Annotated in this window: 11 protein-coding genes; 2 read left to right on the forward strand and 9 right to left on the reverse strand. The window is 69.1% G+C overall.

Translation table 11 applies throughout. From position 1 onward, the window contains the following. Positions 1-69: 69 nt before the first annotated feature. From leuD to HJG44_RS04570, 6 genes are all read right to left on the reverse strand, one after another. A complete protein-coding gene (leuD, locus tag HJG44_RS04545; protein ID WP_171217099.1) occupies positions 70-672 on the reverse strand; it encodes a 3-isopropylmalate dehydratase small subunit in 603 nt (200 codons plus the stop codon). 198 nt (positions 673-870) lie between these two features. Beyond that, positions 871-1,206 (reverse strand): ferredoxin FdxA, encoded by a 336-nt coding sequence (gene fdxA / locus HJG44_RS04550; RefSeq protein ID WP_171217100.1) that lies wholly within the window; start codon positions 1,204-1,206, stop codon positions 871-873. Between the two features lie 120 nt (positions 1,207-1,326). Next, positions 1,327-1,629, reverse strand: coding sequence for an RNA-binding S4 domain-containing protein (locus HJG44_RS04555; protein ID WP_171217101.1), 303 nt, complete (start codon positions 1,627-1,629; stop codon positions 1,327-1,329). Positions 1,630-1,638: 9 nt separating this feature from the next. Further along, on the reverse strand, positions 1,639-5,223 hold the full coding sequence (locus HJG44_RS04560) for a helicase-related protein (RefSeq protein ID WP_246736072.1): 3,585 nt from the start codon (positions 5,221-5,223) through the stop codon (positions 1,639-1,641). 390 nt (positions 5,224-5,613) lie between these two features. Next, on the reverse strand, positions 5,614-6,405 hold the full coding sequence (locus HJG44_RS04565; RefSeq protein WP_171217102.1) for a DUF3108 domain-containing protein: 792 nt from the start codon (positions 6,403-6,405) through the stop codon (positions 5,614-5,616). Positions 6,406-6,485: 80 nt separating this feature from the next. After that, positions 6,486-7,742, reverse strand: coding sequence for a GTP cyclohydrolase II (locus HJG44_RS04570; protein ID WP_171217103.1), 1,257 nt, complete (start codon positions 7,740-7,742; stop codon positions 6,486-6,488). A gap of 188 nt (positions 7,743-7,930) precedes the next feature. On the opposite strand from HJG44_RS04570, the gene HJG44_RS04575 reads away from it, so the two are divergent. Next, complete coding sequence (locus HJG44_RS04575; RefSeq protein ID WP_171217104.1) at positions 7,931-8,455, forward strand: hypothetical protein; 525 nt, start codon at positions 7,931-7,933, stop codon at positions 8,453-8,455. On the opposite strand, the gene ppa is transcribed toward HJG44_RS04575, so the two are convergent. After that, entirely contained in the window at positions 8,446-9,012 is a 567-nt protein-coding gene (gene ppa, locus HJG44_RS04580) for an inorganic diphosphatase (RefSeq protein WP_171217105.1), read from the reverse strand. The two genes, HJG44_RS04575 and ppa, sit on opposite strands and share 10 nt — an antisense overlap. A 94-nt stretch (positions 9,013-9,106) precedes the next feature. Further along, complete coding sequence (locus HJG44_RS04585; protein WP_171217106.1) at positions 9,107-9,613, reverse strand: GNAT family N-acetyltransferase; 507 nt, start codon at positions 9,611-9,613, stop codon at positions 9,107-9,109. A 224-nt stretch (positions 9,614-9,837) separates the two neighbouring features. On the opposite strand from HJG44_RS04585, the gene HJG44_RS04590 reads away from it, so the two are divergent. Next, positions 9,838-10,560, forward strand: a complete 723-nt coding sequence (locus HJG44_RS04590; RefSeq protein ID WP_171217107.1) for a fused DSP-PTPase phosphatase/NAD kinase-like protein — start codon at positions 9,838-9,840, stop codon at positions 10,558-10,560. On the opposite strand, the gene HJG44_RS04595 is transcribed toward HJG44_RS04590, so the two are convergent. Further along, positions 10,544-12,403 carry an ATP-binding cassette domain-containing protein gene (locus HJG44_RS04595; protein WP_171217108.1) on the reverse strand — a complete coding sequence of 620 codons (1,860 nt, stop codon included), beginning with the start codon at positions 12,401-12,403 and terminating at the stop codon, positions 10,544-10,546. The two genes, HJG44_RS04590 and HJG44_RS04595, sit on opposite strands and share 17 nt — an antisense overlap. Positions 12,404-12,429: the final 26 nt, after the last annotated feature.

Raw genomic sequence — 12,429 nt, forward strand, 5'->3', positions numbered from 1 at the left:
GGGCCGGAGATGTGGGTGGCGCACCGGCCGCGGAGCTTCGACGCTAGCGACGACAAGGCCGCCAATCAGTCACGCCCAGGCGCGGTCGGCGAGCTTCTTCTCGTAGGCCTCGATGGCCGGCGCCTTCTCGAGCGTGAGGCCGATATCGTCGAGCCCGTTCAGCAGGCAATGCTTGCGGAAGGGGTCGATCTCGAAACGGAGCGTGCCGCCGTCCGGGCCCTGGATGGTCTGGTTCTCCAGGTCGATCGTCAGCGTCGCGTTGGCGCCGCGCTCGGCGTCGTCGAACAGCTTCTCCAGGTCCTCGGGCGAGACCACGATCGGCAGGACGCCGTTCTTGAAGCAGTTATTGTAGAAGATGTCGGCGAAGCTCGTCGAGATCACGCAGCGTATGCCGAAGTCGAGCAGCGCCCAGGGCGCGTGCTCGCGCGAGGAGCCGCAGCCGAAATTGTCGCCCGCGACCAGGATCTGCGCATTGCGGTAGGCAGGCTTGTTCAGGACGAAGTCAGGATTTTCGGAACCGTCTTCACGGTAACGCTCCTCGGCGAAGAGACCGACGCCGAGCCCGGTGCGCTTGATCGTCTTCAGGTAGTTCTTGGGGATGATCCGATCGGTATCGACATTGGTGCTCCGCATCGGAGCTGCGACACCCGTGAGAATCCTGAACGGCTGCATCGGCTTCAACTCCCCAGATCGACCGGCCGCGGTACCCCGAAAGAAGTCGCGGCCCTGTCATGTAGCCATGTTAATGAAGCGCTAACCTCAATCCCGCACCGTGCTTGGAAGCGGTCATTAGTCCGCTTCCACCCAAGCGCCGGGAGAGACCGCGGATGGACCGGCTCTCCCGCGCACTTGGGGCGCGTGGAGGAACCGCTAATCGCCCCCTCCCGGATTGGGCGAGAATAGCTGCAATTTCCCGGGTTTCCCGTCCCATTCCTTAGCGTCGGCCGGCTGCTCCTTCTTTCGGGTGAGGTTTGGCCAGCTCTTGGCATAGTCGGCGTTCAGCTTCAGCCAGCTCTCGAGGCCCGGCTCCGTGTCCGGCCGGATGGCTTCGGCCGGGCATTCCGGCTCGCATACGCCGCAATCGATGCACTCGTCCGGGTGGATGACGAGCATGTTCTCGCCTTCGTAGAAGCAGTCGACCGGGCAGACCTCGACGCAGTCCATGTACTTGCACTTGATGCAGTTCTCGGTGACGACGTAGGTCATCTGGTCGGTCCTGGCCCCTCGCCGGCTCGGGAAGGTGGTGGCGATCCGGCCTGAGCCGGAAAGCGTCCCGGATCAGGGCTTTGCGCGCGACCCGGAACGATGGCGTTTTCGTGATTGCGCTTAGCCGCTGGTCCGTGAGGTGACAAGCGCAGCGTCGTCGCGTCCGACATCCTCATAGAGCAGGCGCGCCTCCGGTGCCGGCCCGCGGCGTTCGCCCGCGGCGAGGACACGTACTACCGCCGTCACATGCTGGGCCGCGATGGTCAGGACGTCACCCGCGCCGACGAGCCTCGCGGGCGCCTCAGTCCGCACGCCGTTCACCCGGACGGCCCCTTGCGTGACGAGCTTCGCGGCGAGCGTGCGGGTCCTGGCGAAGCGGGCGAACCAGAGCCACTTGTCCAGCCGCTGGCGACCCTCCCGCATGCGCCGCCTTCAGCTCTTGTTCCGGTCGCCGGCCTCGAGCTGCGCCTTCAGGGCGGCGAGCGCCGCAAAGGGCGAGTTCGGGTCCGGCTGGCGCTCGCGCCGTTCCGGCCTGCGGTCCTCGCGACGCGCTCCTTCGGGTCGCGGTCGATCCTCCCGTCGGGGGCCGCGCTCCTCGTTCGGGCGCCCGCTCCCCTGCGGCCGACCGCTCTCGGCCCGGAAGCGCTCGCGCCCGCCTTCCTGCCCGCGGCTCGCTCCCGGGCCGCTGCCCTGGCCTGCCCGGCGCTGCTCGCCCGGCCGGTTCTGGCCCTGGCCGCCGGGGCGGCGATTGCCGTCGCGGCCGCCCCGCCCGTCGGGCCGGTTGCGGGCATTGCGTCCGCGGGGATGCTGGTCGCGCTGGTGACGGTTGAGCCGCCACACCTCGATCATCTCAGGTTCGGCGGGCATGCTGGCCGCCTCGCCGAGGCCCCCCGCCGCCGCATCGGCCACCGAGATGGGCGCCGTGGCTTCCACGGCCTCTCCGGCCGCTGCCGCATCGGGCGTTGCCGCGAGGCTCGTCGCGTCCGAATCCTCGCCCGGCTTGAGGCTCGCAGCCGGATTAGACACCTCGTCCGGGAGGAAATCGGCCCCTGCAGGCACCTCGACCTGATCCGGGATCGTGCCGGCGATCTCGTCCGCACGCGGATCGGCGACGCGCGAGCTGTCCGATTCCTCCGCGGCCGCCACGGCTGGCGCATCCTGGAACCCCGGATCTGGCTCGTCCGCATCCTCTACCGGGCCTTCATCCGTTCCGGCCGGCGCCGATGCCTCCGCCAGCAGCCGGTCCGCCGCCTCCTCGAGCACCGGATCGACCAGGCCGCCGCGCGGCGCCTCACCCGTCGGATCGTCCTGAATGCCCGGATCGGGATCGTCCGCATCGTCGATCCGCTCCGGATCGTGGTCCGCGCCCGCGGGCGGCGGCTCGACATCCGTGGTGTCGTCCGTCTGGTCCCCCGTCCCGGGCTCGGTCGGCAGCGTGGGCACGGGCTCGATTCCCGGGCCGTCCGGGTTCGTAGGTTGTCCGGCCTCGCCGCCCGCTTCGGTGATCGGCGCGGAGGTCCCCACCGCGCGCGCCGGCACGAGCGGCACCGTGATGGCGGGACCCGGCCGCTTCTCGGAGACGTAGCCCAGGGATTTCAGGATGGAGCCGAAATCCTCGCCGGAGGTGCCGACGAGCGAGGTCATGGCGGGTGTCGGGACGAACCCTTCGCCGTCGGCCGCGCCCGGAGGCGGATCGCCGGGCGTAACGCCCGGGCGGTAGGCGATCGCCGGCCGGATCAGATCGGCTAGCCGCTCCAGGATGTCGACCCGGACGGCACGCGCGCCACAAACGCGGAAGCCGGCGGCGCGGTAGAGCCCGCGCGCGATCTCCGGATCGGCCGCGAAGGAGGTGCGCCCAGAGCCGGCGAGATGCGCAATCTCGTCGATGCCCTTCTGGTCGAGGCCGCCATTCCGCAGGGCCCAGAGCTGTGCGGCGAGGATGCGCGGCGCGGGTTTCACCAGCGCGGGCAGATAGACGTGGTACGCGCCGAAGCGCACGCCCTTGGCCCGGAGCGCCGCGCGGCCGGCCTGGTCCAGGCTGCGCAGGTCCTGCGCCACCTTTGAGCGCTCCAGGATGCCCTGCGCCTCGGCGACCTGGAACGCGATCCCGCGGGCGAGGCCGGTCAGCGTCGCATCGTTCTCCAGCTCGATGAGGGGGCCGAGAAGCCGCGTGACATACGCCTTGAGCCAGGCCTTCAGGCGGGCATCGACCTTGTCGCGCGCCGGGCCCGTGAGCTGCTCGTCGGCGATGATGCGGAAGCTCGGCTCGAACAGCTTGTCGCCGGCCTCGAGCTTCGCGACCGGGTCGCCCGTCCAGCGGATCGTGCCATCGTTCGAGAGAACCAGCGTCGCGTCGGGCGCGGCTGCGAAGCGGTCGGCCCGGGCGTCGATCTCCCCGGCGAGCGCCTTCTGAGCGGCGTTCCGCAGAGCGCGGGCTTCCTCCCCGGTCGCGCCCGGATCGGGTACGAAGTGGAACCCGTGCAGGTGCCCCACATGCTGGCCTTCGACGGTGACGTCGCCGCCAACGCTGATCTCGGCTTCCATCGTGGCGTTCTCTCTCAGGCGCCGCAGGAGGACGCTTGTGCGGCGGTCCACGAAGCGGGCCGCCAACCGTTCATGCAAGGCATCGGACAGCGTGTCCTCTACTCGACGCGTCACGCCCTGCCAATGCTCGGGGTCGGCGAGCCAGTCGGGCCGGTTCGCGACGAAGGTCCAGGTCCGCACATGCGCGATGCGGTGGGACAGCGTGTCGATGTCGCCGTCCGTCCGGTCCACCATCTTGATGTGGCGCGCGAACCAGTCTGCCGGCACGCGCCCGTCCTTCATCAGGAAGCGATAGATCGCGCCGACGAGGTCCGCGTGGCTCGCGGGAGAGACCTTGCGGTAGTCCGGGATCTGGCACACCTCCCAGAGCCGCTCTACCGCCGCGCGGCCGCGCGACAAGGCCCTGATGTCGTCCTCCCGAGCCAGGATGTCGAGCGCTGCCACGTCCTCCCCGATCGGGGCGCGCGTCAGGCCCTGCTCGTTCGGCACTTCTGAGAGGCTGCGCTGCAGCGCGCCGAGCGAGCCGAAGTTCAGGTCGGGGTTGCGCCACTGGATGACGCGGACCGGCTCGAACCGGTGCGTCTGGAGCGCGTCGACGATCTCGGGGGCGAGCGGGTCGCAGCGACCGCTGGTACCGAAGGTGCCGTCGCGCATGTGCCGGCCCGCACGACCTGCGATCTGGCCGAGTTCGGCCGGAAAGAGCTTGCGGAAGCGGAAGCCGTCGAACTTCCGGTCGGACGCGAAGGCGACGTGATCGACGTCGAGGTTAAGTCCCATTCCGATGGCATCGGTCGCGATGAGGTAATCGACGTCGCCCGACTGATACAGCGCGACCTGCGCATTGCGGGTGCGCGGCGACAGCGCCCCGAGCACGACCGCGGCCCCGCCGCGCTGGCGGCGAATGACCTCGGCGATCGCGTAGACCTCCTCGACCGAGAAGGCGACGATGGCCGAGCGCGGCGGCAGGCGGGAGATCTTCTTCTCGCCTGCATAGAACAGGTTGGAGAGGCGAGGGCGCGTGATCACCTGGACGCCGGGGATCAGGGCCTCCACGAGCGGCCGCATGGTCATGGCTCCGATGAGGAGGGTCTCCTCGCGGCCGCGCTGGTTCAGGAGCCGGTCCGTGAAGACGTGGCCGCGGTCGAGATCGGCCGCGACCTGGATCTCGTCGACCGCCACGAACGCGACGTCGAGGTCGCGCGGCATCGCCTCGATCGTGCAGATCCAGTAGCGGGGATGGGCCGGCTTGATCTTCTCCTCGCCGGTCACAAGCGCCACTGCCTCGGGCCCGACCTTCTCGACGACCCGATTATAGACCTCGCGCGCCAGGAGCCGGAGCGGCAAGCCGATCATCCCGGAGGAATGGGCGACGAGGCGCTCGATCGCGAGATGCGTCTTGCCCGTGTTCGTGGGCCCGAGCACGGCGGTTACGCCGCGTGCGCGCAGGTTCGGAGGCAGGGAGCGGCGGGCCAGCAAGGGGATAACGCCTCCGGGTTCGGCGCGGCTCTGGCGGAGCGGGCCAGAAGGGAGATGTCGGGCGGAGACCAGCGCTCTAGATAGGAACGGACAGCGGAACTCGCCAGCGGCGAAGCCGGATGGGAAGTTGCTCGGCCGGTCAGCCTTCGATTGCCGCGAGCACGGCGTGAGGATTGTGCGCTACCACCGGAAGCGGGCGCTGCGCAGCAGGATCGGGGGATGGCGCGCGCCTCCTCCGAGTCGCGCACGGTGGCAAGAGTCAAGCTCAGTACAGCCGCGGAACCTCCTTGGGCCATCCGGAGCTTCGGCCGAACCTCCCCGGCAGGAAGCACGACGCGAAGGCCGTGCGGCTCGTAATCGGATCGTAGCCCTTTTCGATCCGGGAGATCACTCCAGTGCCCATCTCTCCGCCTCGACGATGCTCATGCCGAAATAGGTCATGAGATTGACGCGGAGCGGAACGAGCACGCGCGTCCCCTCGACGGAGGCGAGCCAGACCGCCATCTCGCGGTTGTCCTGCATGTACTTCACGGCCCAGCGCTGCGGGCGGTGCCCGGCCAGGGGAACGTAGCGTGCATTGCAGACGAGCACGTCGCCGGAGAAGCCGGGTTTGTGGACGCGCTGCGTGCCGGCATAGCTCAGGACCACGTTGAAGCGCTGGGTGCCGTCGAAGACAGGAAGCGTACGGTTGCAGAGCGCCGGATCGTCAGGCCTTCCCTTGGTCGGCGCAACCGCGAGCACGGCGGACAAGGGATCGACGATCCCTTTCCTGTGGCTCTCCTCCAAGGGCACGCGGTCCGGCCGGGGTTCGAAGGGCGGTTCGATCCTGACCTCGGTCGCGTTGCCGGCGGCGAGCGCGATCTGCACGGTCCGCTCCGAGCCGCCGGACCGGCCGGTCGCCGAGAAGCCGGAGGGAAGCGCCCTGTTGCCGGAGAGAGCACCGGTCGCCATCGCGCCGCCGCGCCCGCTCGCCGTGAAGAGGCCGGCGAGCCCCGTGAGCTGCGCGTTCATGCTGAGGTCGTAACGCTCGCCCTCGATCTTCGCCCGGAGTTCGGCTTTGCCGAGCGTCAGCCCCGCAAGCGTGATGCGGTAGTCGACCCGCAGATCGGCCGCTGCGACGGGCGGAGCGGCGCAGGCTGCCAGCAATGCTGCTCCAAGGAGGCTTAGGCGGACCTGCATCAATCGTTCCGGCTGGGGTGAGCCCGGAAATCGGACTCGCATATTCGGGCGGGCCCGGCGACGCGACCATTCGCGCGGGCTCAGTAGCGGTCGAGCCCGCGTCCCTTCACGGCGTCGAGCGAGGCGGCGACAGGGTCCGGCGCGTAATAGCCGGCCGCCTTCTTCGCCTCGATCTCGACGGAGGCGTCGGGCGGCACGAGCTCGGGCGGGATCGGCACGCGCTCCCCGACCTCGATGCCTGATCCGACGATCGCGTCGTATTTCATGTTCGACATCGACATCAGCCTGTCGATGCGGCGGATCCCGAGCCAGTGCAGCACGTCCGGCATGAGCTGCTGGAAGCGGGCGTCCTGGACGCCGGCGACGCATTCGGTCCGCTCGAAATAGGTCGCGGCGGAATCGCCGCCTTCCTGCCGCTTGCGGGCGTTGTAGACGAGGAACTTGGTCACCTCGCCGAGCGCCCGGCCTTCCTTGCGATTGTAGACGATCACTCCGGCGCCGCCGCGCTGCGCCTCCTTCACGCATTCCTCGATGCCGTGCACGAGATAGGGCCGGCAGGTGCAGATGTCGGAGCCGAACACGTCCGAGCCGTTGCACTCGTCGTGAACCCGGCAGGCGACCGTCCGCCTGGCGTCGGCGAGCGCTGCCACCTCGCCGATGACATAGACCGTGGCTCCGCCGATCGGCGGCAGGAACACGCACATGTCCGGGCGCGTGACGAGCTCGGGGAACATCCCGCCCGTTTGCTCGAAGAGCGTGCGGCGAAGCTCCCGTTCGCTCGTGCCGAAGCGCTCGGCGATGCCGGGAAGCCACCACACGGGATCGACCGCGATCTTGGTGACGGAGATGTCGCCGTTGCCGTGCAGGATGCCCCCGTCCGGCGCGAGCCGGTGTGCGGCCATGGCGGCCAGGATCTCGGGCATGTTCAGCCGGGCCTTGGTGACCGCGATGGTGGGCCGCACATCGGTGCCGGTCGCGATCTCGCGCGCGAAGACCTCGCCTGCCATGTGGCCCCAAGGATCGAGGGAGACGATGCGCCCCGGCTCGGCCCATTGCGGGTGGGGCCCAATCGGCACGACGGGATGCGTGTTGTGCAGGTCGGGCCGGGCCAGCGGGTTCAGGGCCCGCGCCGATATGGCAAGGGCGCGATAGACCGAGTACGACCCGCCATGCGAACCGATCACGTTGCGGTCTGCTGGATTGGTCACCGACCCGATGATGGGGCCGCGCTCGTGCGGATCGGCAGCGCCCCACCGGACGGGAAAGCGCGTCGTGGCCTGCCCGGGCTCGGGATGCGACGTGAGCCGGATATGCTGCGTGCGGTTCGGTGCATTCACGGCCGAGATCCTGTCCGCCGCGCGATCCGGCAGCGGAAGAGCGGGCGCCGACGATCGGCCGATCCTGCGCGATGCCGCGGCTGATCGTCAAATCGTCAGCGCTTTCCACATAGGAACCCGAGCAATCTTAACGAAAACTTGACCATATCTGTCGAAAGTTCCCTCCGACGAGCGGGGAACAGGTCCAGATGGGTCAGCCGGCTTTCAGGATCACGGAAGAGGCGGACGAAGCGCCTTCAGCCGCGATCATCCCGCTGAAGGTCACTCAGCCCGCGGCCCCTGCCCGCCCGGCCTTCACGGTCGTCCAGCCGAAAGCTGATCTTCCCGGCCTGCTCGGCATGATCTCACGCGCTTCCGGCCTGCTCGCAAGCCATAAGGATCGCGCCGACACAATGGAACAGCGGGCGGTGGCCGCGGAGGAACTGCTCAAGGCCGCCAACCGCAGGATTGCGGAGGCTGAGGTCAAGCTTCGCTCGGCCCTGGACGAAGCCCGCACGGAGCGGGAGCGGGCGGCGGAGGTACAGAAGCGGTCGAGCGAGGTGGTCGAGAGGACCCGCGCCATGCTGAGCGAGGCCGGGGAGCGTTTGCGCGCCGCCGAGAGCCGGGCGGAGCGCGCCGAAAGCAAGTTCTCCACGCTGAGGAACGCGCTCGAGCAGGGTCTCGGCCAGCATCTCGGGCTCGCCGTGCCCCAGGACGCTCCCTCTCAGGTCTGAGGGCCGCCGAGCGGCGAGGGATTGGTCGCCTCCGACTTCGCGCGCTCGATCGCTTCGGAGATGATCCGCTTCGCTTCGTCCGCGTCGGCCCAATGCAGGATCTTCACCCACTTGCCGGGCTCCAGGTCCTTGTAGTGGGCGAAGAAATGCTCGATCTGCTGGATCGTGATTTCAGGCATGTCCTTGTAGGACGCGACGTTCTCGTAGCGCCGCGTCAGCTTGGTCGTCGGCACCGCGACGATCTTCTCGTCCTGGCCGCCATCGTCCTCCATCAGCAGCACGCCGATGGGCCGCACGTTGATCACGGCGCCCGGCACGATCGCGCGGGTATTCGCCACGAGCACGTCGCACGGATCGCCATCGCCCGACAGGGTGTGCGGGATGAAGCCGTAATTCCCAGGATACCGCATGGACGTGTAGAGGAAGCGGTCGACCACGAGCGTGCCGGCCTCCTTGTCCATCTCGTACTTGATCGGCTCGCCGCCGATCGGCACCTCGATGACGACATTCACGTCCTCCGGGGGATTCTTCCCGACCGGAATTGCCTCAAGACGCATCAAGCCTCTCCACAGCCTGATCGAGCAGGCCGGAGCCGTCTACCCGCGGCGCGAGCACCCGGCAAGGATGCTGCGGTGCTCGGTCCGGTCGCGACTACCTGAACAGGAAGCAGCTTTTCGCGACGGCTACCCCCGAGAAGCGCTCGACCGTCTCGGCGATCATGCGCCCGCCCATGCGCCGGTAGAACTCGCAGCCGCGGTCGTTCTCGGTGAGACACCAGATGGCGACGCGCTTGGCCCCGCGGTCCTCCAGGTCGTTGCGGACGGCTCGGAGCATGCGCTTGCCGAAGCCGAGGCCCTGGTATTCCGGCGCGAGATACAGTTCGTCGATCTCTCCATCCGCGGGGAGGCCCCGGTCTCGGCAGCGGCCGTAGGATGCGTAGCCCGCGACCTTGTCGGCGATATCGAGCACGACGAGCGGGCGGCCCCGGCCGATGGTCGAGAACCACCAGCGCGGGCCGCGCCGGCCTATCATCCGCTCGAGCGACAGGGCCGGAAGGATGCCCTGATAGGCCTCGCGCCAGGCCGCGTCGAACACATCGGAGAGGGCGGCGGCATCCTCCGAGCGCGCCCGGCGGATGCTGATCGTGAGCTCTGACATGGGCCTGTCCGACATCCTCCGCGCTGGCGACGACTCCCGGGGACCTTTGGCCATCGTCGAGCAAGTCCGGGGCCACGTCGAGGGTGGCCCAACTGCTGCTCCGCCGATGTGACCAAGCTGCAACTGGTGCGAACCCTCCGAGATTGTCCGGCGGCGCCGGGGCTGGTATCCGCCGGTCTCGCGGCCGGCGCCTGAAACCGGTCCGCCCTCACTGTCCCGCCGTCGTGCTTAACAGATTCCTAAAGGCGGAACGCCGTTACGCCCGCCGCATGGCCCGCATCGCGAGGTGGGACCGGCCGATCTCCGGGCCCGTCGCCCGTGCCCGGGCCTGGGCCAACATGCTCCTCGTCGATCACGGCGTGTTCCGGCTCCTCTATCCAAACCGGGCGCGCGTGTCGGACGGGCTCTGGCGCTCCGCGCAGCCGAGCCCCGGGCACATCGCCTGGTTCGCCAGGCAGGGCGGCCGCACGGTCGTGAATCTCCGGGCCGGTCGGGAATACGGCTCCTGGCCGCTGCAGCGGGAGGCGTGCGAACGGCATGGGCTGAAGCTGGTCGAGTTCGTGCTGCGCTCGCGCGAGGCGCCGAGCCGCGACACGCTCCTCGCCGCGAAGGCCTTCTTCGAAGAGCTGGAATTCCCGGTCCTCGTTCATTGCAAGTCTGGGGCGGACAGGGCCGGGCTCTTCGCGGCGCTCTTCCTCCTCGTCGCCCGGAATGCGAGCGTTGCGGAGGCGAGGAAGCAGCTCTCGCTCCGTTTCGGCCATTTCCGCTTCGCCAAGACCGGCATCCTGGACGCGTTCCTCGACGCCTACGAGCAGGAGGGCGAGGCGAAGGGGATGGACTTCCTGGACTGGGTGGAGCGGGTCTACGATCCGGCATCGCTCGCGACGCGGTTCAAGCCGCGCTTCTGGTCGACGCTGATCGCCGACCGGCTTATCCGCCGGGAATAGCCAGCCCGTCCCCGCTGAGCTGCAGCCGCTGCAGCCGCGCATAGATGCCGGAGCCCGCTCCCAGGGCGCCGTGGGTGCCGGTCTCGACGATCCGACCCCCGTCCATCACGACGATCAGGTCGGCGTCGCGGATCGTGGACAGCCGATGCGCGATGACGAGGGTCGTGCGGCCTCGCATCAGATGCTGGAGCGCTTCCTGCACCTGCATCTCGGCTTCCGCGTCGAGCGCGCTGGTCGGCTCGTCCAGAAGCAGGATCGGCGCATTCTTCAGGAAGGCGCGGGCAAGGGACACGCGCTGGCGCTCGCCGCCGGAGAGCCCTGCGCCGCCCGGACCGACGCGGGTGTCGTAGCCGTCCGGAAGCGCCATGATGAAGTCGTGCGCGGCAGCGGCCCTGGCTGCCGCGACGACCTCGGCCTCGCTCGCGCCGGCCCGGCCGAAGCCGATATTGGCCCGGAGCGTGTCGTCGAAGAGCACGACGTCTTGGCTCACCACGGCGACGGCGGCGCGCAGGCTCTCCAGGGTGACGTCGCGCACGTCCTGCCCGTCGATGAGCACGCGACCGGCGCTCGGGTCGTAGAGGCGCGGCACGAGGGAGAGGAGCGTGGACTTGCCCGAGCCCGAACGGCCGACCAGCGCGGTCGTCCGACCGGCGGGTACGACGAGGTCGATCGCCTCGACCGCCGCCTGGCCTTCGCGATAGGCGAAGCTCACCTTCTCGAAGCGGATTTCGCCTCCCCGGACAGCGAGCGGCTTTGCGTTCGGCCGGTTCCGGATCTCGGGCTCCTCGTCGAGGATCGCGAAATATCGCTTCAGGGCAGCCGCGGCCTCCTGCAGGATGGCGTTGAGGTTGCCGAGTGCACGCACGGGCTGCGCCGCCATGATCAGGGCGGTGATGAAGCCCGCGAAATCGCCGACCGTCGAGCGCCCGTCGAGGATGCGCCAGCCGATGAAGGAAAGGACCAGCGCCACCGCAATGCCGCCGCCGGCCTCGAGCAGCGGGTCGAGCCGCGCCCGGGCGTTGGCCGACTTCATCTTGAGGCGGCGGATCTCCTCGAAGGTGCTGCGGGTCCGCTCCTTGAGGTAGGCTTCGAGGCCGAACGTCTTGGCGATGCGGGCCCCGGCAAGGCTTTCCGAGACGAGCCCCGCCATGCGGCCGATCTGCTCCTGGCTGGAGGAGGCGTTGCGCCGCAGCTTCTTGCCGATCCGCGCCACCGGGCGGGCGAAGAAGGGGGCGGCGACGGCCGCGATCAGCGTCAGGACCGGGTCGATGGCGATCATCGCAACGACCAGCGCCGTGACGGTCGCGATCTCGCGCAGGAACACGGTCGAGAGCCGGGTGAGCGCCTCGCGGATGAAGGCGAAATCGGTCGTGAAGCGCTGGGTCAGCGAGGCAGCGCTCTCGCGGCCGAGCTGCGCCAGATCCGCGTCGATCAGATGCGCATAGAGCGCGCTCTGCATGTCGGCCTCGACGCGCGTGACCACGCGGTTGGTCAGCACGGTGGTGGCGTAGAGCGCGAAGCCCTTGATCGTCGTCACCACCACCACGAAGACGGGCGCGAGCAGGATCGCGCTTTCCCGGTCCAGGACGAAGCGGCGGACGATGAGGTTGATCTTGATCGGGGCGCCGGTGCCCGAGCGGTTCGTGAAGGCCTCGAAGGCGGCCTTGATCAGGATCGGATAGAGCCCCGTCGTGCAGGCGATCACGACGGTAAGCGCGAGGATGAGCGCAAGCGTGCCGCGATGGGGGCCTAGCCATTCCCGCCAGAGGCGGAGGACGAGCGCGCGCGTGTCGCCCTCGGCCCAGGCCGCTGCCTTGGCTTCTCTGAGGAGTTCGAGTTTCACCGACCGGAATTACACCGCGCCCGCGC

The organism is Enterovirga aerilata (genome assembly GCF_013044135.1).
Taxonomy (GTDB): Bacteria; Pseudomonadota; Alphaproteobacteria; order Rhizobiales; family Beijerinckiaceae; genus Enterovirga; species Enterovirga aerilata.

What these genes read in the sequence shown, in the direction of transcription:
- HJG44_RS04555 (WP_171217101.1), bottom strand. Translation starts at nt 1,629, where the DNA reads ATGCGGGAGGGTCGCCAGCGGCTGGACAAGTGGCTCTGGTTCGCCCGC.
- leuD (WP_171217099.1), bottom strand. Translation starts at nt 672, where the DNA reads ATGCAGCCGTTCAGGATTCTCACGGGTGTCGCAGCTCCGATGCGGAGC.
- HJG44_RS04585 (WP_171217106.1), bottom strand. Translation starts at nt 9,613, where the DNA reads ATGTCAGAGCTCACGATCAGCATCCGCCGGGCGCGCTCGGAGGATGCC.
- ppa (WP_171217105.1), bottom strand. Translation starts at nt 9,012, where the DNA reads ATGCGTCTTGAGGCAATTCCGGTCGGGAAGAATCCCCCGGAGGACGTG.
- HJG44_RS04575 (WP_171217104.1), top strand. Translation starts at nt 7,931, where the DNA reads ATGGGTCAGCCGGCTTTCAGGATCACGGAAGAGGCGGACGAAGCGCCT.
- fdxA (WP_171217100.1), bottom strand. Translation starts at nt 1,206, where the DNA reads ATGACCTACGTCGTCACCGAGAACTGCATCAAGTGCAAGTACATGGAC.
- HJG44_RS04565 (WP_171217102.1), bottom strand. Translation starts at nt 6,405, where the DNA reads ATGCAGGTCCGCCTAAGCCTCCTTGGAGCAGCATTGCTGGCAGCCTGC.